At 74.4% G+C, this 24,729-nt stretch carries 22 protein-coding genes; 12 read left to right on the plus strand and 10 right to left on the minus strand.

The features are described from left to right. Positions 1-231: 231 nt before the first annotated feature. From AMOR_RS08545 to AMOR_RS08555, 3 genes are all read right to left on the minus strand, one after another. Entirely contained in the window at positions 232-1,404 is a 1,173-nt protein-coding gene (locus tag AMOR_RS08545; protein ID WP_248360388.1) for a M24 family metallopeptidase, read from the minus strand. 68 nt (positions 1,405-1,472) lie between these two features. After that, positions 1,473-2,480 (minus strand): alpha/beta hydrolase, encoded by a 1,008-nt coding sequence (locus AMOR_RS08550; protein WP_248360389.1) that lies wholly within the window; start codon positions 2,478-2,480, stop codon positions 1,473-1,475. Positions 2,481-2,545: 65 nt separating this feature from the next. After that, positions 2,546-3,148, minus strand: a complete 603-nt coding sequence (locus AMOR_RS08555) for an outer membrane beta-barrel protein (RefSeq protein ID WP_248360390.1) — start codon at positions 3,146-3,148, stop codon at positions 2,546-2,548. A gap of 294 nt (positions 3,149-3,442) precedes the next feature. Between AMOR_RS08555 and AMOR_RS08560 the strand changes: the two genes are divergently transcribed. The 3 genes from AMOR_RS08560 to AMOR_RS08570 are packed head-to-tail and all read left to right on the plus strand — an operon-like array spanning position 3,443 to position 5,850. After that, the gene (locus tag AMOR_RS08560) at positions 3,443-4,381 is read left to right on the plus strand and encodes a hypothetical protein (protein WP_248360391.1); all 939 of its coding nucleotides are present in this window, start codon (positions 3,443-3,445) and stop codon (positions 4,379-4,381) included. Positions 4,382-4,384: 3 nt separating this feature from the next. Beyond that, complete coding sequence (locus AMOR_RS08565; protein WP_248360392.1) at positions 4,385-4,876, plus strand: hypothetical protein; 492 nt, start codon at positions 4,385-4,387, stop codon at positions 4,874-4,876. Beyond that, entirely contained in the window at positions 4,873-5,850 is a 978-nt protein-coding gene (locus AMOR_RS08570; protein WP_248360393.1) for an NUDIX hydrolase, read from the plus strand. Before AMOR_RS08565 ends, AMOR_RS08570 begins: the two co-directional genes overlap by 4 nt. Before the next feature lie 16 nt (positions 5,851-5,866). Here the strand turns inward: AMOR_RS08570 and AMOR_RS08575 are convergent, their stop codons facing one another. The 3 genes from AMOR_RS08575 to AMOR_RS08585 all read right to left on the minus strand — a co-directional run bounded on the left by AMOR_RS08575 (position 5,867) and on the right by AMOR_RS08585 (position 9,636). After that, positions 5,867-6,253, minus strand: coding sequence for a hypothetical protein (locus AMOR_RS08575; RefSeq protein ID WP_248360394.1), 387 nt, complete (start codon positions 6,251-6,253; stop codon positions 5,867-5,869). A gap of 160 nt (positions 6,254-6,413) precedes the next feature. Further along, the gene (alaS, locus tag AMOR_RS08580; protein ID WP_248360395.1) at positions 6,414-9,146 is read right to left on the minus strand and encodes an alanine--tRNA ligase; all 2,733 of its coding nucleotides are present in this window, start codon (positions 9,144-9,146) and stop codon (positions 6,414-6,416) included. Between the two features lie 79 nt (positions 9,147-9,225). Then, a complete protein-coding gene (locus tag AMOR_RS08585; RefSeq protein WP_248360396.1) occupies positions 9,226-9,636 on the minus strand; it encodes a hypothetical protein in 411 nt (136 codons plus the stop codon). Positions 9,637-9,795: 159 nt separating this feature from the next. On the opposite strand from AMOR_RS08585, the gene AMOR_RS08590 reads away from it, so the two are divergent. Continuing rightward, the gene (locus AMOR_RS08590; protein WP_248360397.1) at positions 9,796-10,446 is read left to right on the plus strand and encodes a hypothetical protein; all 651 of its coding nucleotides are present in this window, start codon (positions 9,796-9,798) and stop codon (positions 10,444-10,446) included. Between the two features lie 143 nt (positions 10,447-10,589). Here the strand turns inward: AMOR_RS08590 and trmB are convergent, their stop codons facing one another. Next, positions 10,590-11,195, minus strand: coding sequence for a tRNA (guanosine(46)-N7)-methyltransferase TrmB (trmB, locus tag AMOR_RS08595; protein WP_248360398.1), 606 nt, complete (start codon positions 11,193-11,195; stop codon positions 10,590-10,592). 23 nt (positions 11,196-11,218) lie between these two features. On the opposite strand from trmB, the gene AMOR_RS08600 reads away from it, so the two are divergent. The 3 genes from AMOR_RS08600 to AMOR_RS08610 are packed head-to-tail and all read left to right on the plus strand — an operon-like array spanning position 11,219 to position 14,813. Beyond that, on the plus strand, positions 11,219-12,865 hold the full coding sequence (locus AMOR_RS08600; protein WP_248360399.1) for a hypothetical protein: 1,647 nt from the start codon (positions 11,219-11,221) through the stop codon (positions 12,863-12,865). Then, the gene (locus AMOR_RS08605; protein ID WP_248360400.1) at positions 12,862-13,533 is read left to right on the plus strand and encodes an ABC transporter ATP-binding protein; all 672 of its coding nucleotides are present in this window, start codon (positions 12,862-12,864) and stop codon (positions 13,531-13,533) included. Before AMOR_RS08600 ends, AMOR_RS08605 begins: the two co-directional genes overlap by 4 nt. Beyond that, positions 13,530-14,813, plus strand: coding sequence for an ABC transporter permease (locus AMOR_RS08610; protein WP_248360401.1), 1,284 nt, complete (start codon positions 13,530-13,532; stop codon positions 14,811-14,813). The genes AMOR_RS08605 and AMOR_RS08610 overlap by 4 nt, the downstream gene beginning before the upstream one ends. Before the next feature lie 78 nt (positions 14,814-14,891). Here the strand turns inward: AMOR_RS08610 and AMOR_RS08615 are convergent, their stop codons facing one another. Next, positions 14,892-17,525, minus strand: a complete 2,634-nt coding sequence (locus AMOR_RS08615) for a fibronectin type III domain-containing protein (protein ID WP_248360402.1) — start codon at positions 17,523-17,525, stop codon at positions 14,892-14,894. Between the two features lie 184 nt (positions 17,526-17,709). Here AMOR_RS08615 and AMOR_RS08620 point away from each other — a divergent pair, with 184 nt between their 5' ends. Further along, the gene (locus AMOR_RS08620) at positions 17,710-18,282 is read left to right on the plus strand and encodes a class I SAM-dependent methyltransferase (protein WP_248360403.1); all 573 of its coding nucleotides are present in this window, start codon (positions 17,710-17,712) and stop codon (positions 18,280-18,282) included. A 122-nt stretch (positions 18,283-18,404) separates the two neighbouring features. On the opposite strand, the gene AMOR_RS08625 is transcribed toward AMOR_RS08620, so the two are convergent. Continuing rightward, the gene (locus AMOR_RS08625; protein WP_248360404.1) at positions 18,405-20,138 is read right to left on the minus strand and encodes a lytic transglycosylase domain-containing protein; all 1,734 of its coding nucleotides are present in this window, start codon (positions 20,136-20,138) and stop codon (positions 18,405-18,407) included. 456 nt (positions 20,139-20,594) lie between these two features. Between AMOR_RS08625 and dusB the strand changes: the two genes are divergently transcribed. The 3 genes from dusB to AMOR_RS08640 are packed head-to-tail and all read left to right on the plus strand — an operon-like array spanning position 20,595 to position 22,893. Beyond that, a complete protein-coding gene (gene dusB / locus AMOR_RS08630; RefSeq protein WP_248360405.1) occupies positions 20,595-21,644 on the plus strand; it encodes a tRNA dihydrouridine synthase DusB in 1,050 nt (349 codons plus the stop codon). Continuing rightward, positions 21,641-22,063 carry a helix-turn-helix domain-containing protein gene (locus AMOR_RS08635; RefSeq protein WP_248360406.1) on the plus strand — a complete coding sequence of 141 codons (423 nt, stop codon included), beginning with the start codon at positions 21,641-21,643 and terminating at the stop codon, positions 22,061-22,063. The genes dusB and AMOR_RS08635 overlap by 4 nt, the downstream gene beginning before the upstream one ends. Next, a complete protein-coding gene (locus tag AMOR_RS08640; RefSeq protein WP_248360407.1) occupies positions 22,060-22,893 on the plus strand; it encodes a ZIP family metal transporter in 834 nt (277 codons plus the stop codon). Before AMOR_RS08635 ends, AMOR_RS08640 begins: the two co-directional genes overlap by 4 nt. A 30-nt stretch (positions 22,894-22,923) precedes the next feature. On the opposite strand, the gene AMOR_RS08645 is transcribed toward AMOR_RS08640, so the two are convergent. Further along, positions 22,924-23,658, minus strand: coding sequence for a class I SAM-dependent DNA methyltransferase (locus AMOR_RS08645; protein ID WP_248360408.1), 735 nt, complete (start codon positions 23,656-23,658; stop codon positions 22,924-22,926). Between the two features lie 182 nt (positions 23,659-23,840). Here AMOR_RS08645 and AMOR_RS08650 point away from each other — a divergent pair, with 182 nt between their 5' ends. Beyond that, on the plus strand, positions 23,841-24,617 hold the full coding sequence (locus AMOR_RS08650; RefSeq protein ID WP_248360409.1) for a hypothetical protein: 777 nt from the start codon (positions 23,841-23,843) through the stop codon (positions 24,615-24,617). Positions 24,618-24,729 lie beyond the last annotated feature (112 nt).

A 24,729-nucleotide genomic window follows, 5' to 3' on the forward strand; every position in this document is an offset into this window, starting at 1 on the left:
ACGGGCGATCGTGCCCGTGACCGTGCCCGTGGCCGTGCCCGATCCCCCGTGCCCGCCTTCCGATTCCCGTGGCCCGTGGCCCGTGAGCCGTTGCCGACCCCCGAACCGCCAGTGAGGCCGGGCACGGGACGACGGTCCAGGGGCCACGGGACACGGGTCACGGGCACCGAGAAGCCGGGTACGTGTACGGGCACGTTTACGGGAACGGGCTCCGATCGCCCGTCGCTCGCGCTACGCCCCCACCCTCAGCACCTCGTCCGCGAGCGCGGTCACCTTCTCCCCGCCCCCCCGCGTCACGATCCACGTGTTCTCGATCCCCACCGCGCCCACGCCCGGGAACACGAACTTCGGCTCGATCGCGACGACCTGGCCCTCGACGAGCGGCGCCTTGAAGCCGGGCGCGAGCACCGGCAGCTCGTCGAGCTCGAGCCCGACGCCGTGGCCGACGAAGCGCGCCTGGTCGCCGGGAGGCCCCATGAAGCGGTCCCCGAGCCCCGCCGCCTCGGCGCGGGCGCGGGCGCGCTCCCAGAGCGCCTCGCCGATGGCGCCGGGGCGGAGGGCGCCGGCGACCTCGGCCTGGATCTCGAGCGCGACCCCGAACGCACGCTCGAGCTCGGGCGCGAGGGCGCCGACCACCGCGATGCGAGTCATGTCGACGACGTACCCGCCGAAGACGCCCGTGAAGTCGAGGAGCACCGGCTCCCCGGCGGCGATGACCTTCGTCGACGCGCCCTGCGGGTACGCCGCCCCGAGCCCGGGCCCGACCACCGGGCCGTCGAAGTAGCCAGGCGCCGACGCGCTCGCGCCGGCGGCGACGATCCCGACGAACAGCTCGGCGTTGAACCCGCGCAGGCGCGGACTGCCCTCGTTCCCGGCGCGCCGGAGCCGCGCCTCGATCTCGGCGGAGACGTCGATCTCCCGGGCGCCGGCGCGGAGGAACCGCGGCACCTCGGCGAGGACGGACGCGATGCGCGCACCGCCGTCCCGGAGGATCGCCCGCTCCACCGCGGACTTCACCGACCGCTGCTCGCGGAGGACGCCGGACACGTCCACCAGCTCCGCCGCGGGCAGCTGCCGGCGCCACCAGTCGAGCGTCGCCTGCGGGACGGCGTCGAACGTCGCGCCGACGCGGCCGGTCGCGGCGCCGAGGACGCCGGCGAGCTCCTTCGAGGACGGGAACGGCCGCACGTCCGCGATCGCGGCCTCGGCCCGGGCGCGGGCGAGCGACTTCCGCACGAGCAGCAGCGCAGCGCCCTCGGCGGGGACGAACAAGGCGCCGTTCTGGCGCGTGCCGCTCAGGTAGAAGACGTCGACGGCGTGGAGGAGGAGCGCGCCCGACAGCGATCGCGCCCGCAGCGCCTCCTGCAGCCGGCCGATCCGCTCCGCGTGCTCTCGGGTGTCCATGGCGTCGCCTCCTGGTGTCTCTCCGAGGACCGGAGAGCCTGCCGTATCGCGCGCGCGAAGGGAAGCCGTCACGAGCGGGCGAGCCGCGGGGCGATGGCGCGGACGGACGCCTCGTACCGGTAGCTCGTGCCGGAGTGGCCGTCCTCGAACTCCTCGTGGAGCGGGTGGAGGCCGCCGGCGCGGAGGCTCTCCACCACCATCCGCGCGCCCCAGCGGAGGTGGTACTCGTCGTGCGTGCCGCAGTCGACGAAGACCGTCTCGAGCGTGCGGTAGGTGTCGATCGCGGCGGGGACGAAGCGGACGGGGTCCTCGGCCAGCCAGCGCGCCCAGACCTCCGGCCGGAGCCGGGCCGTCTCCCGGTCGAACGGCAGGGCGAGCCCGAGCGGCGCGTGCGGGTCGGGCGAGTAGTGCGCGGCCATCGCGAGGATGTTCAGCACCGGGTGGTCGCCGCCGCCGAGCTTCGCCTCGCGCGCGCGCCGCTTCGCGCCGGCGAGCCACGTCGCCGGATCGGGCGCCGAGAGCAGCGCCGCCGCCGCGACCGGCAGCTCGGGGAGGTAGCAGTACTCGAACGCGGCGTCGCCGGAGTGGCAGGCGACGTGCGCGAACACGGCCGTGCGGTCCCGGCCCATGCGCAGCGCGCCGTAGCCGCCGGAGCTCTTGCCGACGACCGCGCGCGCCTCGCGCCGCCGGACGACGGGGAACTTCTCCTCCACGACCGCCACGACGTCCTCCGCGACGTAGGACTGGTAGCGCCCGACCGCCGGCGCGTCCATCCACTGCGTCCCGCCGAGCGCGGTCGCGCCGTCCGGGAACACCGCGACGAACGGCGGGACCTCGCCGGACGCGACGAGCGCCTCGAGCCGCTCGGGGACGCTCGGCTGGAACAGCCCGGCCGTCGTCCAGCCGCGGACGTTCCCGGAGAAGCCGTGGAGGAAGTAGATCGCCGGGAGCGGGGTCGCGCCGTCGTGGCCGGGCGGCAGCCAGACGAGGAGCGGGCGCCGCGAGGGATCGCCGAGAGGGTTCCCGGCGAGGGCGGGGGAGTCGAGCTCGAGCTCGACGAGGCGAGCGGGGGTCATCGGCTCTCCATAACGGAAACGGCCGCCCCGGGGGAGGGGCGGCCGCTCCACGCTGCCGTTCGCGACTAGAGGTCGAACTTGCCGCGGACGCCGACCTGGAACCACTCGTGCGTCGACTTGTCGGGGATCGAGGCGCTCGTGCCGCTGATCTCGGCGTCCGAGTACTGGCCGACGCTCATGCCGAGGTACGGACCGACCGCGAGCTGCGGGGCCACCGCGAAGTCCGCGCCGACCTGGAGGTTCAGGAACTCGAACCCCTTGAGCGTCAGCGTCTCGCCGCCGCCCGAGACCTTCGCCCACTCGTACCCGATCCCGACGCCGGCCCACGGGGTGGCCTGGCCCATCGGGTCGAGGGTGTACGTGCCCTGCACGCCGAGGCGCATGACCGAGGCGCTGCAGCTCACGCCCGTGCCGCACGCGTCGGACGCGGTCTGGCCGAGGCCGTACGAGAAGTAGCCGCCCAGGCCGACGTTCTTGTTGAGGTTGTAGATCGCGTCGAGCTGGATCGGGATCTGGCTCTTGATGCCGTCCGACATCTTGAGGTCCTTCATCGCGTCGCCGCCGACGGGCGCGAACCCGAGCCGGAGCCCGAGGCTGACCTGGGCGTGAGAGAGCGAGGGGACCGCGAGCGCGGCGAGGGCCACCGTGAGGATTGCGAGCTTGCGCATCTGTTCGTGACTCCTTGTGAGTGTGCGAGACGACTTCGACTGGAGTGCTGCGATTTCACACCTGACGCCGGCGGCGCACCCGGCTCGAACCATGATCGAGGTACGCCTCTCCCGCCGGGCAGCGCCGCCGGCCAGGCGGACGCGGGAGCTGCAAGAGACATTCACATTCGGAAAACGTCCGCGCGTCCCTGACCTCGGTCACATCGACAGGGTCATGGCACATGCGATGCTGATTCCGAGGTGAGCGCGTCCTGGCGCGCTGCGCCATTCGCTCTTTCACGGAGAGTCGATCCGATGTCGCACAAGGTGGTCCTCGCGTTCCTGCTCGCCGCCGCGGCGCCCGCCCGCGCCGTGACCTCGGTGGTCCTCCTCCCCGCGACCGGCGCGAACGTGCACGAGGGCCACCTGACCGCCGCGACGGACGTGCTCCGCGCGCACCTCGAGCGGACGGGGAAGCTCGCCGTCACCGTCGCGCCGGTCCCGGGCGGCCTCCGCGCCGAGCCGTCGCCGCTCGAGGCCGCGCAGGCGGCGCGCGCCGGGGGCGCGGAGCTCGCGGTGACGCTCCGCATCGCGCGCCTCGGGAACGTCGCGAGCGTCCGCCTCGCCGCGTACCGGCAGGACGGCAGCGCCGCGCACGTCGACGAGCTCGGGGCGGCCGGACCGGACGACCTCGACGCGGCGCTCCGGCGCCTCGCGGCCGGGCTCGCCGAGGGCCGCCCCGCGCACGCGCTCGCCGAGATCGACACGGTGACGGAGCGCGAGGCCGACCCGTACCTCAAGTACGTCGCCACCAACGTGTTCGGGATCCGGCTCGGGAGCGCGTTCCTGATGAACCGGGCCTCGCCCGCCGGGACCTCGCACTCGGCCGCGGGCGGGGGCGTGTTCTGGCTCTACGACGCGCGGAGCTTCCTCGCGGACCTCTCGTTCGACCTCTACGGCGGCGACGCCGATCGCCTCGTGGCGCTCGGGATCGGGTTCTACCGTCCGTTCTCGAAGGGGAACGTGTCGCCGTACCTCGGCGGCGGCGTCGCGTACCACTGGCTCCAGACCGGCGGCGACGGCGCGGCCGGCCTCGCGTTCCGGGCCGCGGGCGGGGTGCTCGTCGGGCGGCTCTCCACGGTGCAGGTGCGGGTCGAGGCGGGGTGGCAGGTGTCCGCGTTCACGGAGAAGGTGCACGAGGCGAGCCCCGTCACGCCGCACGGCCCGTTCGCCACCGTGGGGCTCGGGTACTGAGCCGTGGTCGCCCGCGCTCCCATCGCCGCCGGCGTCGCCGCGCTCCTGCTCGGCGGGTGCGTGACGAGCCGGGTGCTCACCGACGATCCGGACGCGGTCATCTGGTTCGACGGCCGCCCGGTGGGGAAGAGCGGGGACGTCTGGTCCATGGGGCCGCCGCACACGGCGCGCGTCGTCGTCGTCGCGAAGGACGGACGCCGCGCGCGGACGCTGGTCGAGCGCGAGTTCTCCTGGTTCACGTTCGCGGCCGGGCTGCGGACGCTCGGTGTCTGCTTCGTCTTCTGCTGGACGTATCCGCAGGACGTGGTGGTGCCGCTCCCGCCGCGACGGCCGGCCGCCGGGTGGGACGTCGATCCCGGGCTCGATCCCTGGGCGGAGGGCCCGGAGGCGTCGGCGTGGATGGCGCCGCCGAGCGGAGCTGCGACCGCGAACGCAACCGTGACCCCGACCCCGACCTGGACCCTCCCTCCCCCACCCCGCGGAGCCACCCCATGACCCCGCCTCGCCTCGCGTCCGCTCTCGCCCTCCTCCTCGCCGCCGCCCCCGCGGCCGCCGCGACGCACACCGTCGCGCTCCTCCCGACGACCGGGCACAACGTCCCGGAGCCGCAGCTCGCCGCGGCGGGCGACGTGCTCCGGGCGCACCTCGAGGCCACCGGGCGGTTCGTCGTGGTGCGGGTCGGGCCCGCGGCGGCGCCGTCCGAGCTGCGGCCGGTCGAGGTCGGCGCGGCGGCGCGCGACGCGGGCGCGGAGCTCGGCGTGACGCTCGACGTGTCCCGCCTCGAGGCGACCGGCGTCGCGCGCGTCGCCGCGTACGCGCAAGACGGCACGCTCGTCCACGCCGACACGCTGAGCGTGCTCGGCGCGGACGACCTCGATCCCGCGCTGGCGCGGCTCGCGGAGGGGCTCGCGACCGGCGGGCCCGCGCGCGACCTCGCGACCATCGAGACGGTCACCGCGCACGAGGAGCGGCCCCTCCGGAAGATGGAGGCCACCACCGGATTCGGGCTCACCTTCGTGGCGCTGATGCCGGTGAACCGCGCCGATCCGCAACGCCGGACCGGCGGCCTCGGAGGTCTGGGGCTCACCTGGCACTACGACGCGCGCGACTTCCTCGCCGACGTGACGCTCGCGGGCGCGACCGCGAACCCGGATCCGTACGTTCGTGACGAGGACAGCGCCATCACCCTCGGGATGGGTGTCTACTACCCGTTCTCCAAGAAGAACGTGTCGCCGTACCTCGGCGCCGGCGCGGCGTGGGCGTGGAGCCACCTCGGCGGCGAACAGCGCGCGAGCGGGCTCCAGGGTCGGCTCCTCGGCGGCCTCCTCATGGGCCGGCTCTCGACGGTCGCGGTGAAGCTCGAGGTCGGCTGGTTCGTGGACGCTTTCCCGGAGCGCGAGCGCGCGACCGGCCGCGACGTGCGCGTCCAGGGCGGGCTCGCGACGCTGGCGCTGCTGGTCGCGCCCTGAGCGAGCGCGCAGCCGGCTACCGCTGCGCGAGCACGACGCCGCAGCGCGCGGTGAGCTCGGTGGTGCGGGCGAGGAGCGACTGCGCCTCGTCGTAGAGCACCGCCGAGTCCGACGCGTCGGCGCCCTCCGGCAGCTCGGCGATCCGCGCGAGGAGGTCGCCGACGCGGAGCAGGTGCTGGTGGGCGAGGAGCAGGTCGCGGGCGAGGCGCGCGCCCTGGCGCGTGAAGATGAAGCCGGTCTGGAACAGCCGCGCGAGCGACTTCCGGTTCACCTCGTCGACGCCGTGGCAGCGTGCCTGGAAGTCGCGGAGCCGGCGCGCGTCGCGCGCCTGGGCGAGGTCGACGACGTCCGGCGACGTCACGCGCGCCTTGCCGCCTCGCGCTCCTTTCGCCGGGTGAGCCATCGCGCGAGGATGGTAGGCCCCCCCGCGCGCGACGGTCAACGCCACGAACGCCTTGACAGGTCCCGCGCGAGACGCACGCCCGCAGACGCGACAATGCGGCGCTTCCTCTCCGCGCGGCCCCCGGGGCGCGCCGTCCCCGCTCCGGGGGATCGGCGCTCGGTCACCCGAGCGCCGACGCCGCGAGCTCCGTCACCTTCGCGAGCGCCTTCTCGAGGCCCGCGGGATCGGAGCCACCCGCCTGCGCCATGTCCGGCTTGCCGCCGCCCGAGCCGCCCACGAGCTTCGCCGCCTCCTTCACGAGATCGCCCGCCTTCACCTTCGAGGTGAGGTCCTTCGTGACCGCGACGAGGAGGATCGCCTTGCCGTCCTGCTCCGCGCCGAGCGCGACGACGCCCCTGCCGAGCTTGTCCCGGAGCTTGTCCGCGAGCTCGCGCAGGCTCTTGCCGTCGCCCTGCACCTTGGCGGCGAGCACCTTCGCGCCGCCGCCGACGTCCTTCGCCTGCGCCGCGAGATCGCCGGACTGCGCCGTCGCGACCTTCGACTTGGCCTCCTCGAGCGCCCGCTCGAGGTCCTTCATCCGCCGCTGCGCCTGCTCGATCTTCTGCGCGACCTCGAGCGCGCCCGCCTTGAGGAGCTGGGCCGCCTGGCGGAGCTCGTCCGCCTCCCGCTGCGAGGCCTCCACGGCCTTGGGTCCGGTGAGGGCGACGATGCGCCGGACGCCCGCGGCGATGGACTCCTCGGAGTCGATCTTGAAGTACGCGATGTCGCCGGTGCGGCGCACGTGCGTCCCGCCGCAGAGCTCCTTGGAGGGGCCGATGCGGACCACGCGCACGACGTCGCCGTACTTCTCGCCGAAGATCATCATCGCGCCCGCCTGGCGCGCCTTCTCGAGCTCGAGGACCGCGGTCTCGGTCTCGGCGTTCTCGCGGACGAGCTCGTTCACGCGCCGCTCGATCTTCTTCAGCTCCTCGGTCGCGAGCGGCTGGAAGTGCGAGAAGTCGAACCGGAGGTAGTCGGGCGCGACGACGGAGCCCGCCTGCTTCACGTGCTCGCCGAGCGTCTCGCGGAGCGCGAACTGCAGGAGGTGCGTCGCGGAGTGGTTCGCGCGGATGAGGTCGCGGCGCGCCTCGTCGACGGCGAGCTCGACCCGATCCCCGACGGCGAGCTCGCCCTCGAGCACCTCGCCGACGTGCGTGATGAGCCCGGGCACCGGCCGCTGCGCGTCGTCGACGCGGATCCGCAGCCCGCCGAGCCCCGTGATGGTGCCGACGTCGCCCACCTGGCCGCCCGACTCGCCGTAGAACGGCGTCGCGGCGGTGACGACCTCGACCGCGTCGCCCTTCCGCGCCTTCGCGACGCGGGCGCCGTTCGCGAGCAGCGCCTTCACCTCGGCGGTCGCCTTCGTCACCTCGTACCCGAGGAACTTCACCTCGCCGATGTCGCCCGCGATGGCCTTCTGGAGGTCCCCGACCGCCTGCTCGCCGGAGCCCTTCCACTCGGACCGGGCGCGCTGCTCGGCCATGTGGCGATCGAAGCCCTGCTCGTCCACGTCGAACCCGCGCTCCGCGGCGATCACGCGGGTGAGGTCGAGCGGGAACCCGAAGGTGTCGTAGAGCTGGAAGGCGACCTTGCCGTCGATGACGGGCCGCGCGGCCTTCGCCGGCGGCGGCGTCGCGGGCTTGCCCATGGCGACCGCGTCCGGGATGCCGACCTTCCGCATCTCCGCCTCGAGGATCGCGAGGCCCTTGTCGAGGGTCCGGCGGAAGGACTCCTCCTCCTGCTGCGCGACCTTCGTGATGAACGCCTCGTTCTCGCGGATCTCCGGGTACGCCTGGCCCATCTCCGCGATCACCACCCGGCACACGTCGGCGAGGAAGGGCTTCTCGAGCCCGAGCCGCTTCCCGTGCCGGATCGCCCGCCGCATGATGCGGCGGAGCACGTACCCGCGCCCCTCGTTGGAGGGCAGGACGCCGTCGCCGACGAGGAAGGTGGTCGCGCGGGCGTGGTCCGCGATGACGCGCATCGAGACCGAGTCGTCGTCGTCCTTCTCGCCGTACCGCTTCCCGGCGAGCTTCGCGATCGCCCCGATGATGGTCTGGAACAGGTCGGTGTCGTAGTTGGAGCGCTTGCCCTGCGCGACCGACGCCATGCGCTCGAGGCCGGCGCCGGTGTCGATGGACGGCTTCGGCAGCGGGGTGAGGCCGCCGTCCTGGCTGCGCTCGAACTGCATGAACACGAGGTTCCAGATCTCGAGCCAGCGGTCGCAGTCGCAGGCGACGCCCTCGCACTTGCGGCCGGCCTTCTCCTCCGCGCAGGGGATGTCGTTCCCCTGGAAGAAGTGGATCTCCGAGCACGGACCGCAGGGGCCGGTGTCCCCCATCGCCCAGAAGTTGTCCTTCGCGCCGAGCTTGTGGATCCGCTCCTCGGGGACGCCCTGCGCCTTCCAGAGGCCGTAGGCCTCCTCGTCCCAGGGGAGCGTCCCCTCGCCGGCGAACACGGTCGCCGCGAGCCGGTCCTTCGGCAGCCCGAGCCACTTCGGGCTCGTCACGAACTCCCAGCCCCAGGCGATCGCGTCCTTCTTGAAGTAGTCGCCGAACGAGAAGTTCCCGAGCATCTCGAAGAACGTGTGGTGACGGGCGGTGAACCCGACGTTCTCGAGGTCGTTGTGCTTGCCGCCGGCGCGCACGCACTTCTGCGCGGTGGTGGCCCGGCTGTAGTCCCGCTTCTCGCGGCCGGTGAACACGTCCTTGAACTGGACCATGCCGGCGTTGGTGAAGAGGAGCGTCGGGTCGTTCTGCGGGACGAGCGAGGAGCTCGGGACGCGGCGGTGGCCGCGCTCCTCGAAGAAGCGGACGAAGAGCTCGCGGATCTCGGCGGCGGTCGGGGTCTTCATGAGGGACGCCTTGAATAACAGACGTTTGCGCCCGGATCCACAGCCGCCTCGCTCGCCGCGGCCCCCGGCCGGAGCCGCCCTACCCGCCCGCCCGAGGGACCTCGACCTTCCAGTCCCCGTCCTCGCGCACGAGCGTCACCTCGCCCCGGACGCCGGCCTCGTCCTCCACCGCGATCACCGCGGCGTCGGCGGACTCGCGGAGGATCACCGTCGACTTCACCTTCGGCGCGCGCACGGCGAGGTCGCCGACGACCACGTCCTGCCCGCGCGCGGGCAGGACGCCCGGCGCGGCGGCAGCGAGCGCCTTCGCCCGCGCGTCGAAGTCGGCGCGCGACCGCTTCGAGAGCATCCCCCAGACCGCGGCCGAGTCCTGGTTGCGGGCCGCGTTCGCGAACAGGCGGTACCGGTCCGCGGGCGTCGCCGTGCGGCGGCAGCCGGGGAGGAGCACGGCGAGGGACAGCGCGACCACCGGGAGGAAGCGACGCGTCATGGATCAGCAGTCTAGCCGGCGGAGCGCCGGAGCGCCCGCTGCGCGGTGGCGCCGTCCTGGCTGGCACGGGGGCGCCCGCCCGACCGGACCGCGCTCGCGGGGGGCTCGCCCCCTGCCCCTGAAGCGCGCAGGTTCTCGGGTCGGGAGGGATCCTCGCAAATGACCTACCGTGTCTTCTTCACCGTGCCCGTGCTCGCGCTCGGGCTCGCCTGCAGCACCACCCATTCCACGGGCTCCGCCTCGACCGCGAAGTCGGATCAGCCGAGCGCCGACGCGGGCGCCACCGCGAGCACGCCGGCCGGCTCGGCCAGCGCTGGCGCCGGCATGCAGGGCGACGTCAAGGGCCACCCGAGCGACAAGATCGTCTCCGGCCGCGTCGCCAGCGCGACCGGCGACACGCTCGTCATCGACTCGGCGGACGGCAGCCAGCAGACGCTGTCGGTGGTCGACCAGACCACCGTCACGATCGACGGGCAGGACAGCCACCTCTCCGATCTCAAGCCGGGGCAGGACGTCCGCGCGAGCTACAACGACCAGGACGGCCAGCGCGTCGCCGTGAAGGTCGAGTCCGGCACGGGCGGCGCGCTGGGCTCCGGGTCGAGCGGGGCGTCCGGCACGATGGCCCCGAGCAGCTCGACCGGCGCCGGCACGGACGCGGCGGGCTCGACGAACTACCCGCCGGGCTCGAAGCCGGATACCGGCTCGAAGAACGACGCGGGCCAGGGCGGCGCGAGCGGCACCGCCGCGCCGGGGAGCGCGGCCAAGCCGGACACGGGCAACACGGGCAGCTCGACCGGCAGCAAGTGGTAGCGCCGCGCGGTCTCGTGGCGGGTGTGAGGGAGGGCCCCCGGGGCGACCCGGGGGCCCTCGGCTTTCACCGATGGCCGGGCAGTCCAGGGCGAGGGTGACGCGCTGGACCGGGTGCGCCGAGGCCGGCCTGGCCGGGACCCGTCTCACCGCTTGCGGAGCCGGAGCCGCCAGACCCGCTGCCCGGTGGCGAGGTAGCGCTTCTCGCGCGTGGAGGGGATCTCGTCGGGGGGCGCGTCCGAGAACCGGCCGGCGCCGGCCTCGTTCCGGAACCCGGCGGCCTCGAGGCGTACCACCGCCTCCTCCGCGTAGCGCTCGACGTCCGTCCGGAAGTCCAGGAGCCCGCCCGGCGCGAGGAGGCCGAGGAGCAGGGTCGACATCCGGTCGTCGACGAGCCGGCGGCGGTGATGGCGCCGCTTCCACCAGGGATCGGGGAAGTGGACGTGGATCGCCGCGAGCCGGCCGGCACCGAAGAGGCGCGGCGCCAGGATGCGCGCGTCGCCGCAGAGCACGAGCAGGTTCGGGAGCTCGCGGGCGGCCGCCTTCGCGGCCACGACGGTCGCGAACTTCTTCCGCTGCTCGATCGCGACGAGCGCGCGGTCCGGGAACGCCCGCGCGTAGGCGAGGGCGAACCCGCCGTGACCGGCGCCGATCTCGAGCTCGAGCCGCCCCGCCGCGTCGCCGAAGGCGGCGTGCCAGTCGGGAAGGAGATCGCGCGCGATCGGGGCCTCGTCCTCGCTGGAGAAGATCATGAGCGCGCCTCTCTTAGCATGGTATGGAAGCGGTCGTGCTCGGGCGCGCCACAGCAGCCCTGGTCCTCGCAGCCGCCGCCCTCGCGCTCCCGGGCTGCACCTGCGGTGGCAGGCAGGCGGGGCCGCCGCCGGAGCGGTTCCTCCCCGCGAAGGTCGACGCCGCGGTGATCGTGCCCGAGGCCGGGCGCGCGGCCCGCGAGCTCGCGGCGCTGCACGCGACCATCGCCGGGTTCCCCGGCGCGCCCGAGCTGGTCCAGGCGCGCGGCGCGCTCACGGCGCAGCTCGGCTTCGACCCGCTCGATCCGGACGCGCTCGAGGGCGCCGGGGTCGAGCCCCGGCGCGGCGCCGCCGTCGCCGCGTACCCGCTCCCGGGGCGCGCCGAGCCCGCCGCCGCGGCGCTCCTCGTGCTCCCGGTCCGCGACGCCGACCGGCTCGGCGACCTCTTCGCCCGCATCGCGCGCGACCGGCTCGGCGCCGGGCTCCGGTCCTCGGAGCTACGCGGCGAGACCTCGGTCGTCGTGTTCAGCCCGGCGCCGGGCACGCCGCCCGCGCTCGCGTACGCGGTGGTCGAGCGGACCGCGCTCGTCGCGGCCGGCCCCTTCGCCGTGGACGTCGTCGCCGCGGCGGCGACGCGCCGGATCGACGAGAGCCTCGCCGCCACTCCGGCGTGGAAGACCGCGCGCGCCGCGCTCGGGGAGCGCTACGCGGCGATCCTGTTCGCCCCGCCCGGCTCTCGCCGGCTCGCCGGCCTCTGGGCGGTGAAGGACGGCATCGCGCTCGCGACCTCCGGCAGCGCGGCAGGCGCCCGCCTCGGCGCCGTCGTCCTCCTCGGCGACCGCGAACCCTCGTTCCGCGAGCTCTCCGCGGGCGGCGCCGCGGCCCGCCTCGTCGGCCGCCTCGATCCCGGCGCGCCGCTCGCGCTGCGGTGGGACGGCGATCCCTCCGCCCTCGGCCGGAAGCTCCTCTTCCTGCTCCCCGCGCGCGAGCGCGCCCGCCTCGGCGCACGCGGCGTCGACCCGCAGCGCGACGTCCTCGACGTCCTCGCGCCGGGCGCGGCGGCGGTGCTGTCGATCCCTCCGAACCTCGACCTCACGACGGTCTCGGAGGACACCGCGCGGACGGACCCGCTCCTCGTCGCGCGGTTCGAGGCGGTGCTCCCCGTGAAGGACCCGGCCGCGGCGCTCGCGGTCTCCGAGCGCCTCGCGCCGCATCCGCGCCGCGCCGGGCGTGGCCGCGCCCAGCCCGCCCCCGCGGACGCCAAGACCTTCCGGATCGCGACGCCGAGCGGCGAGATCGCGTGGCGCGTCGACGAGGCGGAGCGCCGCATCGCCCTCGCCGGCGGCCCGACGGGCGCCCTCGCGCTCCTCGAGGCGCGGCTCGCGGGCGACGGGCGCGGCTTCGAGGCCCCGACGATGGTCTCCGCCGCGGCGCTGCAGGGGGGCCTCGGCGGCGCGGTCCTCGATCCGCAGCGGCTCGTGGCGAGCGTCCGCCGGCTCCCCGACGACGCGTTCGGCACCGGGCCCTCGGGGTTCGTGGTCCGCTCGGTGGTGGATCGCTTCCTCGAGCCCGCGGCGCGGCTCTCCGCGGTCTCGCTCCAGGCGGAGCTCGCGGACGGCGCGCTGGTGCTCGCCCTCGACGTCGAGGCGGCCGCCCCGGGGGCGCGGCCGTGATCCGGCTCGCCGGCGTCTCGAAGTCGTTCCAGGACGGCGAGCGCGAGCTCCCCGTGCTCCGCGGCGTCGACCTCGAGGTCGCCCCCGGCGAGCTGGTCGCCATCGTGGGCGCGTCCGGCTCCGGGAAGTCGACGCTCCTCTACGTGGCGGGCGGCCTGGACTCCGCGTACACCGGCGAGGTGGTCGTCGCCGACACCCGGCTCGCAGGGCTCTCGGCCCCGGCGCTCGCGGAGCTCCGGAACCGCGCCGTCGGGTTCGTGTTCCAGTCCTTCAACCTGCTCCAGGGGCTCACCGCCCTCGAGAACGTGATGCTCCCGGGCATGCTCCGGCGCGCCGGCGCCGATCGCGCCGCGGTCCGCGCCCGGGCCGCCGAGGCGCTCGAGCGCGTCGGGCTCGCGGCGAGGGCGTCGGCGCCGCCGGCGCGGCTCTCCGGCGGCGAGCGGCAGCGCGTCGCCATCGCCCGCGCGATGTTCGCGCGCCCGCGCGTCCTCCTCGCCGACGAGCCGACCGGCAACCTCGACGCGGTGAGCGGCGAGGGCATCATCCGGCTGTTCGGCGAGCTGGCCCGCGACGGGCTCACCGTGCTGGTCGTCACGCACGAGGAGCGCGTCTCGCGGGCGGCGTCGCGGGTGCTCCACCTCGAGGACGGGAGGCTCCGCGTCTCATGAGCGCCCGCGGCCTCCTCTGGATCGCCGGCGCGAACCTCCGCGCCGACCGGCGCGGCGCGATCGTGAACGCGGCCGCCGCCTGTGTCGGCGCGGCGTCGCTCGTCTTCTTCCTCGCGCTCGGCCTCGGCGTCTCGCACGCGGCGCGCCGGATGTTCCCCGCCGACGCGCGGCTCGTCGAGGTCGTCCCGGGCGCCGTCTCGCTCGGCGGCGTCCTCGGCGGCGGGCAGCTCGACGACGCCACGGTGGCGCGGCTCGCGGCGCTCCCGGGTGTCGCCGACGCCTGGCCCCGTCTCACCCTGCGGGTGCCGATGGCCGTGCCGGGGCCGCCGCGCGGGCTCGCCTACAACTGGCCGTCGGGCATGACGCTCCAGGTCCCGGTGGTCGGCGTCGCGCCCGGCCTCGTCGCCGCCGATCTCGGCGGGCGGCCGTTCGTGGATCCGGGCGAGGGCGGCGCCATCCCGGCCGTGATCTCCGGGCGCCTCCTCGAGATCTACAACAAGACCATCGCGCCGGCCTGGAACGTCCGGCGCCTCCCCGCCGGCCTCTCGCTCGTCGGGCTCGAGGTCCCCGTCCGCGTCGGCTTCTCCATCGTCCCGCAGAAGACCGAGGACCGCGTCTCCGACGGCCGCCTCGTCCTCGCCGGCCTCTCGGACCGCGTGCCCATCTACATGGCCGCCGTCCCGCTCGACACCGTGAGGCGCCTCCACCGCGCGTACGGGAAGCCGGACCAGGGCTACACGCAGGTGACGCTGCTCGCGCGACGGCCCGACGACGTGCCCGGCATCGTGGCGGCGACGCGCCGGATGGGCTTCGCCGTGGACGAGGGTGAGCGCGCCGCGGCCGAGCGCGTCGGCACGGTCGTGCTCGTCACCACCGGCGCCCTCGTCCTGCTCGCGACCGTCATGTGCGCCCTCGCGGCGCTCGCCATCGCCCAGTCGCTCTCCGCCAGCGTTCGCGGCCGCGCCCGCGAGATCGCGGTCCTCGAGGCGGTCGGCGCCGCCCCGCGCGACGTCCGCGCCATCGTCCTCGCCGAGGCCGGCATCCTCGGCCTCGCGGGCGGCGTCGCGGGCACGCTCCTCGCGCTCGCCCTCGCCGCGCTCGCCGACCGCGCCGGCCTGCGGCTCCTCCCGGACTTCCCGTTGCGCCCGGACACGTTCTTCGCGTTCCCGCCCTGGATCCCGCTCCTCGGCGTCGCGGTCCCGGCGCTCGCGGCGGTCCTCGGCGCCCTCGCGCCGGCGGCGATCGCGGCGCGGGTGGATCCGGCGCGGACGCTGAGCTGACGGCGCAGGTTCAGCGCAGCGCCCGCGGAACGGGCGCGGAGTCGGAGGCGACCCGCTCCTCCGACCCCTCGCGGATCGCTACTGCACCTCGATCACGTACAGCCGGCTTCCCGCGATCGCGTACAGCCGCGTGTCCCCCGGCACCATCTGGACGTTGTCGACGCTCGCCGGGAGCGTCAGGGTCGTGAGCGCGTCGTACGAGGTCGCGTCGTACACGGCCACGACGGCGTTGCCGGTCGTGGCGTAGAAGAGCCCGAGCGCCGTGTCGGCGGCGACGTGCGGGAAGTAGGTCGACGCGAAGGTGTGCAGCGGGCTCGCCGCCAGGTTCGTGCTGTCGAGGACGACGAAGCTGCCGCCGTTCGTGTCCACGTACAGGTGGCCCAGGGCGGGATCCGCGGCCACGACGAACCCGGTGATCGGCGTGCTGGTGGCGTAGGCGCTGCTCACGACGAGCGGCGCGAGGACGTTACCCACCGCGTGGTTCGGCGTGAGGTTCTGGAACACGCTCCGCGTCCTCGGGTCGAACACCGCCGAGGAGCCGACGCCGTTCGAGGCGACGTTCGCGACGAGGCTCTTCGCGCCGGCGTCATAGACCGCGATGTGATCGTTGCACTGCGAGCTCACGAAGAACCGACCCGGGCTGGTCGGGTCCGCCGCGAGGCTGCCGCCGCACCCGCTGATCGTCTCCGAGTCGTACGCGCTGTCGTCCGCGTTGAAGACGTACAGCCCGGCGCTGTAGCCGCTCGTGGTCGCATAGCGTCCCGTCGCCGTGTCGACCGCGATGCCGCCGCCGTACGACAGCGAGGTCTGGCTCATGCTCGACGGGTTCGATGCGTCGATGCGGATGAGGCCCTGCTGGCCGATCCCTCCGGACACGTAGACGCGCTTCGCGGCGGAGTCGACCGCCATGTCGGTGCCGCCCGCCCCCGAGTAAGCGAACGAGCCGAGGACCGCGGGCAGCGCGGTGACGGACGCCGCGGACGACTCGGCACTCTCCCCGCCGGCATTCACGGCGGTCACGACGAAGAAGTACCCGGTGCTCGCCGTCAGCCCGGCGATCGTCGCGCCGCTCGTCGCTCCCGCCACCTTGGTCCCGTTCGTCTTCGAGACCGCGGCGGAGGTCGACCAGTAGACGTTGTAGGACGTCGCCCCGCTCGACGCGGTCCACGAGACGGTCGCCTTGCCGATACCGGCGGCGGCGGTGACGCCCGTCGGAGCGGCCGGGGCGGCGGACACGGGGGTCGCCGACGCGGCCGGCGACGACTCGGCGCTCTCGCCCCCGAGGTTCACGGCGGTGACGACGAAGTAGTACGTCGTGCCGATCGCGAGGCCGGTCACGGCGTCGCCGCTCACGGCGCCGGTGATCTTCGTGCCGGTCGCCTTCGAGACCGCCGGGGACGTGGACCAGTACAGGTCGTACGACGTCGCCCCGCTCGAGGCCGTCCACGAGACGATGGCCTCGCCCACGCCGGCGACGGCGCTCACGTTCGCGGGCGGAGCCGGGACGGGCGGCACGGGCGTCGCGCTCGCGGCCGGCGACGACTCGGCGCTCGCGCCCCCCAGGTTCACGGCGGTGATGACGAAGTAGTACGTCGTGCCGTTCGCGAGGCCCGTCACGGCGCTGCCGCTCGTGGCGCCGGCGACCCGCGTGCCGGTCGCCTTCGAGACCGCCGGAGACGTGGACCAGTAGAGGTCGTACGACGTCGCGCCGCTGGACGCCGTCCAGGAGACGGTGACCTTCCCGTCGCCGGCGACGGCGGTGACGCTCGCCGGCGGAGCGGGGATCGGCGGGAGCGGCGTCGCGCTCGCCGCCGGCGACGACTCGGCGCTCTCGCCGGCGAGGTTCACCGCGGTGACGACGAAGTAGTACGGCGTGCCGTTCGCGAGACCGGTGACGGCGCTGCCGCTCGCGGCGCCGGCGATCTTCGTGCCGGTCGCCTTCGAGACCGCCGGGGACGTGGACCAGTACAGGTCGTACGAGGTCGCGCCCGTCGACGCCGTCCACGACACCGTCACCTGCCCGTCCCCGGCCACGGCGCTCACGTTCGTCGGCGGCGCCGGCAGCGGCGGCAGGGGCGTCGCGCTCGCCGCCGGCGACGACTCGGCGCTCTCGCCGCCCGCGTTCACCGCCGTGACCACGAACCAGTAAGGCGTCCCGTTCGAGAGGCCGGTGATCGGGCCACCGCTGACGGCCCCGGCGACCTTCGTGCCGCTCGTCCTCGAGACGTTCGGCGCGGTCGACCAGTAGACGTCGTATGCCGTGGCGCCCGAGGAACCGGTCCACGACAGGACGACCTCTCCGTCACCGGGCACCGCGGTGACGCCCGTCGGCGCCGCCGGGACGGACGGGACGGGCGTCGCGGTCGCCGCAGCGGACTCGACGCTCTCCCCTGCCGCGCTCACCGCGGTGACGACGAAGTAGTACGCCGTCCCGTTCGCGAGGCCGGTCACGGCCCAGCCGCTCAGCACGCCGGGCACCTTCGCGCCGCTCGCCTTCGAGACGCCGGGGGAGGTGGACCAGTACAGGTCGTAGGACGTGGCGCCTTCCGACCCGGTCCACGAGACGGTCACCTTCCCGTCGCCGGGCGCCGCCGCGACGCTGGTCGGCGCCGCGGGTACCGCCGGAGCCGTGCCTCCGCCCGTGCTCGAACCGCCACCGCACGCTGCGATCAGGCTGACCGCGATCACCACGAAGACGAGACGAGCACGCATCGCGCACCTCCGGCGCCTGGATGGGCAGGCCGCAGGGTGCGCCCTTTCGCCGCAGGCTCGAAATCCCGCGATGCCACGACGGTGATTCGAGCGTCACGCGCTCCGCGAGGCCGGGCGCGGAGTCGAAGTCCCCCCCCGCCCCGACCGCGAGCGCATCACCCTGCCTCCGGTTACGCCCATCTCCGTGCCCGCCTCCGACCGCAACCGCTGGAACGACCGCTACCGCGCCGAGCCCGGGATCCCCGCGCCCTCCCCGTTCCTCACCTCCCTGGACGCGCTCCTCCCCCGCCATGGCCGCGCCCTCGACGTCGCCGGCGGCTCCGGTCGCAACGCCCTCTGGCTCGCCCGCCGCGGCCTCGATGTCACCCTCGCCGACGTCTCGGACGTCGCGCTCGCTCGCGCCGCCGCCGCGGCTCGCGCCGAGGCTCTCCCCCTCGCGACCGTCCTGGTCGACCTCGAGACCGCCCCGCTCCCCGCCGGCCCCTGGGACGTCGTCGTCTGCACCTACTTCCTGCATCGGCCGCTGTTCGACGCGTTCCAGGCCGCGCTCGCGCCGGGCGGCCTCCTCGTCGTCGCCCACGCGACGCGCACGAACCTCGAGCGGAACCCGCGCCCGGGCCCCGCGCACGTGCTCGAGGACGGCGAGTTGCCGGCGCTCGTGGCGGGCCTCGAGCTCCTCCGCTCCGAGGAAGGCTGGATGGAGTCGGGCCGGTACGAGGCGCGGGTCGTGGCGCGGAAGGGCGCCGGGCGAGGTTGACGGTCGAGGGTCTCGTGATGCTCGACGCCGGCGCCGACGCGCGCTTCCGGTTCGGCGGCACGCTCGCCGCGACGCGCGCCGGGGCCTGCCTGGCGGACCGCTTCCGCCTGGCGTCGACCGCTCTACCCGCGCTCGGGATAGACGACGAGCCGGGCGCCGACGAGCAGCTTGTGACGCTGCGGGTTCTTGATCCCGTTCCACCTGCACAGCTCGCCGAGCTCGACGCCGTATCGCTGCGAGATCGACCAGAGCGTGTCGCCGGCGCGGACCTTCACGTCCGCGCGCGGCTGCTTCGCGGCCGCCTTCGACGCGCCCCGCGCCGCGACCTTCTCCACCTCGACGGCCGCCACCCGCTGCTGCCGCGGCGACTCCGCGGCGCGGCGCGCGACCGGCTCCGGCGCCACGCGCGCGGAGGCGACGGCGCTCCCGACCGGCCTCGGGATGAGGAGCTCCGTCCCGACGCGCAGGTGCTTGTGGCCCTTCAGGCCGTTCATCTCGACGATCCCCTGCACCGGCACGCCGTAGCGCGCGGCGATGCCGGAGAGCGTGTCGCCCCGACGGATCACGTGACCGGCGAAGGTGAGCCGGACCTGGCTCTGCATCGCCGGCCAGCTCTTCGCGAAGACCTCGGCCTGCGCCTGCGGGATCTTGAGCCGGTACGGGCGCGGCGGCGTGCAGGCGCGGCGCAGCTCCGGGTTCAGGTCGAGGATGTCCCGCTCCGAGACCCCGGCGGCGCGGGCGAGCACGGAGAGGAGCGTCGCCTGCGGGATCTTGACCTCCTCGTAGTCGACCCACTTCTCCCGCTCGATCTCGTCCGGCGAGAACCCGAAGGCCTCCTGGTGCTTGTAGACGATGGCCGCCGCCATGAGCTTCGGGACGTAGCCCTTCGTCTCCTCGCGGAACGGCGCGCCGCGGCCCGTCACCGCCGCCATCTCCCAGAAGTCGTCGTGGCCCTGCTGCTTGCCGAGGAGCACCCGGCCGACGCCCGCGTTGTAGCCCGCCCACGCGAGCCGCCAGTCGCCGGTCTGCTGGTAGAGCTGCTTCAGGAACCGCGCCGCGGCGTGCGCCGACTTCTCCGGATCGCGCCGCTCGTCCACCCAGAAGTCCTGGGTGAGCCCGAACATCCTCCCGGTGGGCGCGATGAACTGCCAGGGGCCGACCGCGCTCGCACGGCTGTACGCGAAGTTCGCGAAGCCGCTCTCGATCATGGCGAGGAAGACGGTGTCCTCCGGCAGACCCTCGTCCTTCAGGATCGCGCGGTACTTCTCCATGTAGCGGTGCGCGCGCCCGAGCCACTTCACGAAGTGGCCGCGGACGAGCGGCGACTGGAAGAAGCGGATGTACGCGACGACCGCCTCGTTCACCTCGATCGGGATGTCGTACTCGGCCTGGAGCCGGGCGAGGTCGTGGTCGAGCTCGGGGATCAGCGCGATCCGGCCGCCCTCGGCGGGCGCGGCGCCGTCGCGCCCGAGGGCGCCGTCGACGCGATCGCGGATGGGCGACTCGAGCCCGAGCCCGTCGGAGCTGCCGCGCTTCGCGCCGGGGGCCTCGCGGACCTTGGCGGCCTCCTCGGCCTTGCGGACGTCGTCGAGCTCGGCCGACTCGGCCTGGATCTCCTGGGCGACGGCGGGCTCGTCGGGCGTATCGATGGAGGCGAGCGTCGCGTCGACGGCCGCCCCCTTGGGCGCCGGAGCAGCAGGCGGCGGGACGAGCGCCGGCTCGGGGACCGCCGCCGGCGGCAGCGCCTGGGCGGTCTCCTCCGTGGCGGCGGCGCTGACCTGCTGCCCCTGCGCGAGGGCGCGGGACACGATGAACGTCGAACAGAGAACCAGGAAGGTCGTACGGATCGGCCTCATCGCTCCTCGGCTACCTCGGGGACCGGCCGAACGACCGGCGCCTGCTCGGGGTTCCATCGTACTGGCGTGGGGGGAGAGATCAAAATCAACCACCCGGGGGGCTGCCCGCCCGGTATTCATCTCCTCCTCGCGTCCGCGGACGCGCGACCATCACCTCGCGCGGTATCGCACGCGCGCAACACGGCGCACCACGTACCCCGCGCCGAATCGTACGGACGCTGTGCACGGGCTCGGCAAGCGGCAGCCCCCTGGCACGCCCCCGGGCGGGAGGGAGGCAGCGGGGCGCCGTCCTTCGGGCGGGGTACGGGAGCGCCAGATCGGCGGGAAGGGGCAAAGGTTTGCGCACGGCGGGCCCGGGGCTTACTCCCGAACCGCCGACGGGCTGCCGCATTCCTCCGTTCCAGACCCGGAACGGTCGTGCTACATCCCGCCCCGCAGCGCGCGCCCGTCCGAAACATGCTGATCGGCCCTCATCGCTTCCCCGGACGCTTCTTCCTCGCCCCGCTCGCCGGCGTCTCGGATCGCCCCTTCCGGACGATCTGCCGCCGGATGGGGGCGAGCTTCGCGTACACCGAGATGGTGAGCGCGCACGGCCTCGTGCACGGGCAGCTGCAGACGCAGAGCTACCTCGATCGCGAGCCGGACGAGGAGCCGTTCGCGGTCCAGATCTTCGCCGCCGAGCCGGACGTGCTCGCCCGCGGCGCCGCGGTCGCGGTCGAGGCCGGCGCCGGCATCATCGACGTGAACATGGCCTGCCCGGTCAAGAAGGTGTGCGGGACCGGTGCCGGCGCCGCGCTCGGGCGCGAGCCGCGCCGGGTCGAGGAGGCGGTGCGGGCGATCCGCGCCGCGGTCTCCGTCCCGGTGACGATCAAGATCCGGGCGGGCTGGGACGAGGCGGAGCTGAACTGCGTCGACGTGGCCCGCGCCGCGGAGGCAGGCGGCGCGGCCGCGGTGTCGCTGCACGGGCGGACCCGGACCCAGATGTACTCGGGGAAGGCCCGGTGGGAGCTCATCCGCGCGGTGAAGGAGGCGGTCTCGATCCCGGTGCTCGGCTCGGGAGACGTGTGGAGCGCCGCGGACGCCCTCCGCATGCGCGCCGAGACCGGCTGCGACGCGGTGCTGGTGGCCCGGGGCGCCTGCGGGAACCCGTGGATCTTCCGCGAGCTGCGCGCGGCGGAGCTGGGCCAGCCGCGGCCGCCGCCGCCCACGCGCGACGAGTGGATCGGGACCGTCCTCGAGCACGTGCGGCTCCAGATCGAGCACAGGCGCCGGCAGGCGCCCGCCGAGGACGCCGCCGCCGCGGAGCGCCACGCCATCCGCGAGCTCCGCAAGCACCTCCTCTGGTACACGCGCGGCCGGCGCGGCGGCGCACACTTCCGGCGCGACGCCGACCGGCTCGTCACCGCCGATGACGTGGCGAAGCTCGTCGACGAGCACTTCCCGCCGGGGAGCGCGAGCTTCGATCTCGACCCGAACTACCGGGGCGCCTCCGAGGACGCGGAGTGAAGCCCGCCCGGCCGCCCAGCCCGGGCGACGCCCTGAGGGCGCTCCTCCTCGCGGACGCCTCGCCCGAGCTCGTCCGCGCGTGCGCGGAGGGCCGGCTCGAGATCGTGCGCGTCGGCTCGGTGGCCGAGGGGATCCACCGGCTCGCGCAGGAGCGGTTCGCCCTCGTGGACGAGCGGCTCGCGCGGCCGCGGCCCCTCGAGGACGAGATCCAGCACCGCCTCGACGCCTTCTTCCACCGGCTCAAGGGGCACTCCGCGGCGGGGCTCTACGACGCGGTGATGCAGCAGGTGGAGCGGCCGCTCATCTCGAGCGCGCTCGCGCGGAGCGGCGGCGTCCGCAGCGCGGCGGCCGACGCGCTCGGCATCGACCGCGGCACGCTCGCCCGGCGCATGCGCGCGCTCGGCCTGGACGAGACATGAACCCGACCCACTCCCTCGCCCTGTACACCGGCGCGATCCTCGCCGGTGCCCTCGCCGGCGGGTCGCTGCCCCTCGTCGGGCGCATGGGGCGTTCGGACCTCGGCCTATCGTTCTCGGCCGGGGTGATGCTCGGCGCCGCCTTCTTCCACATGCTGCCCGAGGCGGTGGAGGGGGCCGGGGCGAAGGCGACGCCGTTCGTGCTGGTCGGCTTCCTGCTCCTCTACCTGCTCGAGCGGTTCGTGCTCGTGCACGTCTGCGGCGAGCCCGGGCCGAACGCGCACCTCTCGACGCCCGAGGGCGCGGGGCTCGAGTCGGCGCACCTCCACGCCCCGGGCGAGCACCACCTGCACGCGCACACCCACGAGGCCCTCTGCGACGTGCACACCGTCGGCCTCGCGGCGTTCGCCGGCATGAGCGCGCACACGCTCGTCGACGGCTTCGCCCTCGGGGCCGCGAGCGTCGACGCCGAGCTCGGCGTGCTGGTGTTCCTCGCGATCCTCGCCCACAAGGTGCCGAACTCGTTCTCGCTGTCGACGATCCTCCGCGCGGAGGGCTACTCGCGCGGCAAGGCGCTCGCGATGAACGCGGCGTTCGCGCTGATGGTGCCGGTCGGCGCGGGGCTGTACCTCGCCGTGAAGGAGCTGGTCCGGATCGAGACGTTCACCTCGTACGCGCTCGCCGCGAGCGCGGGGACGTTCCTGCACCTGTCGCTCTCGGACATCCTGCCGGACCTGCACCGGCGCGGCGGCTCGAAGTGGCAGCTCTCGGGGGCGCTGGTCGTGGGGCTCGCGCTGATGTGGGGGCTCAGGCTGCTGCGGCACGGGCACTGAGGCGCGGGGGCCGCGCATTCCATCAAGCGGTCACGAGGGACGGCGGAAGGCGTAGAAGTCGCGCCCGCCGGGCGCCGCGAGAAAGCGCAGCATGGGCGTGTCGAACCGCACGGCCGGCGTGAGGCCCGCCCGGAGCGCTGCCTCGTGCACGTCCTCGGACGACAGGAACAGCCGCCGGTGCGGCTCGACGCCGTGCTCCGTGATCGCGCACGAGTCGTCCACGCGGGACTCGGGGTCGTACTGGTGCACCTGGAACCAGTCCGCCTCGTCGGTCACGTACCGCGCGATGTAACCGTTACTCGAGAGGAAGCTCCTCTCCGCTTGGACATCGAACAGGAACAAGCCACCCGGGCACAGGGCACGTACGACGCACTCGAACACGTCGCGGAGCTCGGAGATCGCCTGGACGTAGTTCAGGGAGTCGCCGGAGCACACCGCGAGATCCACTGCGCTCGGCAGCTCGAACGACCGGAAGTCCGCGGCGATGTACTCGATGTTCGCGTGCGACTGCCGGTTGCGCGCCTGCCGGAGCATGTGCTCGTTTCGATCGACCGCGTATACACGCTCGAACACCGGAGCGAGCGCCGCAGCCGTGATCCCGGTCCCGCACGCGAGGTCGAGCGCCAATCCGCGACGCACGGCACCCCACGTGACGAGACGCTCGGCGTATCGCCCGTAGCGCGGCAGGAAGACGGTGCCGTGCTCGTGCCAGGCCGCCGCAAGCTGCGAGTACGGCTCGATGAGCGGGGAACGGGATTCGAGCATCGCCCTGACCGGCTCGGGAAGCGTCTCCCTCGTATGGACTCCCGCCGCCGGCGGTGAACGACCGGAGGGCGTCACGAGATCCGCGCGCGCGGCGAACGAACGTACACGCTGGGTGATGCGCCTGATCACACGCGGGAGGTTAGCACGCGGTCGAAGGGGCGGCGGCTCGACGGAGCGCGCGCGTGAGGCCGACGCCGACGAAAGCGGCCCCCCTCACCCCGGCCCTAGCCCTGTGCTGCATCGCCGAGATCGTCGAGCCGCTCGAGCACGGTCGACTCTGCCTCTCGACCGTCGGCGAGCTCGCGCAGGTGCTCACGCCGGAGAACCGGGACGAGGTGATCCCCCGGTTCTTCCACCTCTCCAAGCAGGAGGCGCGGGCGGTCGTCGCGGAGCTGAAGCCGGTGGAGCGTCCCCCGCAGCGGGAGATCGTGACGACCGTTCGGGCCGCAGCCGCGGCGGCAACGCCAGCTCGCGCCCCAGAACCCGCCGCAGCGCTGGAGCTCTGCGCTTTGGCGCCCGCGTGTGTCGTCGCGCCCGGTTCGCCAGCTGAACTCCTCGATGCCAAAGTGCCCGCACGCAACGTGAACGCCCCGATTTTCCGGGCTGACCAGCCGACCTTCGAGCCGCTCACCTCCGAGCTCCGCCGGATGCATCTCACCGTCACGAAGCGCCTGGATGGAGCGGTTCGCTCCCGCCCGGAAAGCCACGGCGGCGGTGGGTCGCCGCGACGGTGCCGGCTCCGCGGGTGTGCACTCCGAAATCCCGGCCTCGGCCCTTACCGGTCCACCGTGACCGTCGGGCGCGTCGGAGCGCCACCGGAACGCCATTGTCGCGACGCGGGCTTCTTGGGAGCCGATCCGCGCGGCGACGTCTCGTTCGCGCGGCGCCGCTCAGGCCGTCCCCCTTCTTCTCAGCCCGACCCCCAGGATTCGCTTGGCGCACGAGGCGATGAATCCTGAAGCTGCGCCGCGAGCCCCGTCCCGGCCCCGACCCCGCGCCTCGACCGCCCGGGAACACGCCCGCTCCTTCGCTGTTCCTCTCCCCGGCCGCGGATTAAGCTCCCTCCTCGAT

It is taken from the genome of Anaeromyxobacter oryzae, assembly GCF_023169945.1.
GTDB classification, from domain to species: Bacteria; Myxococcota; Myxococcia; order Myxococcales; family Anaeromyxobacteraceae; genus Anaeromyxobacter; species Anaeromyxobacter oryzae.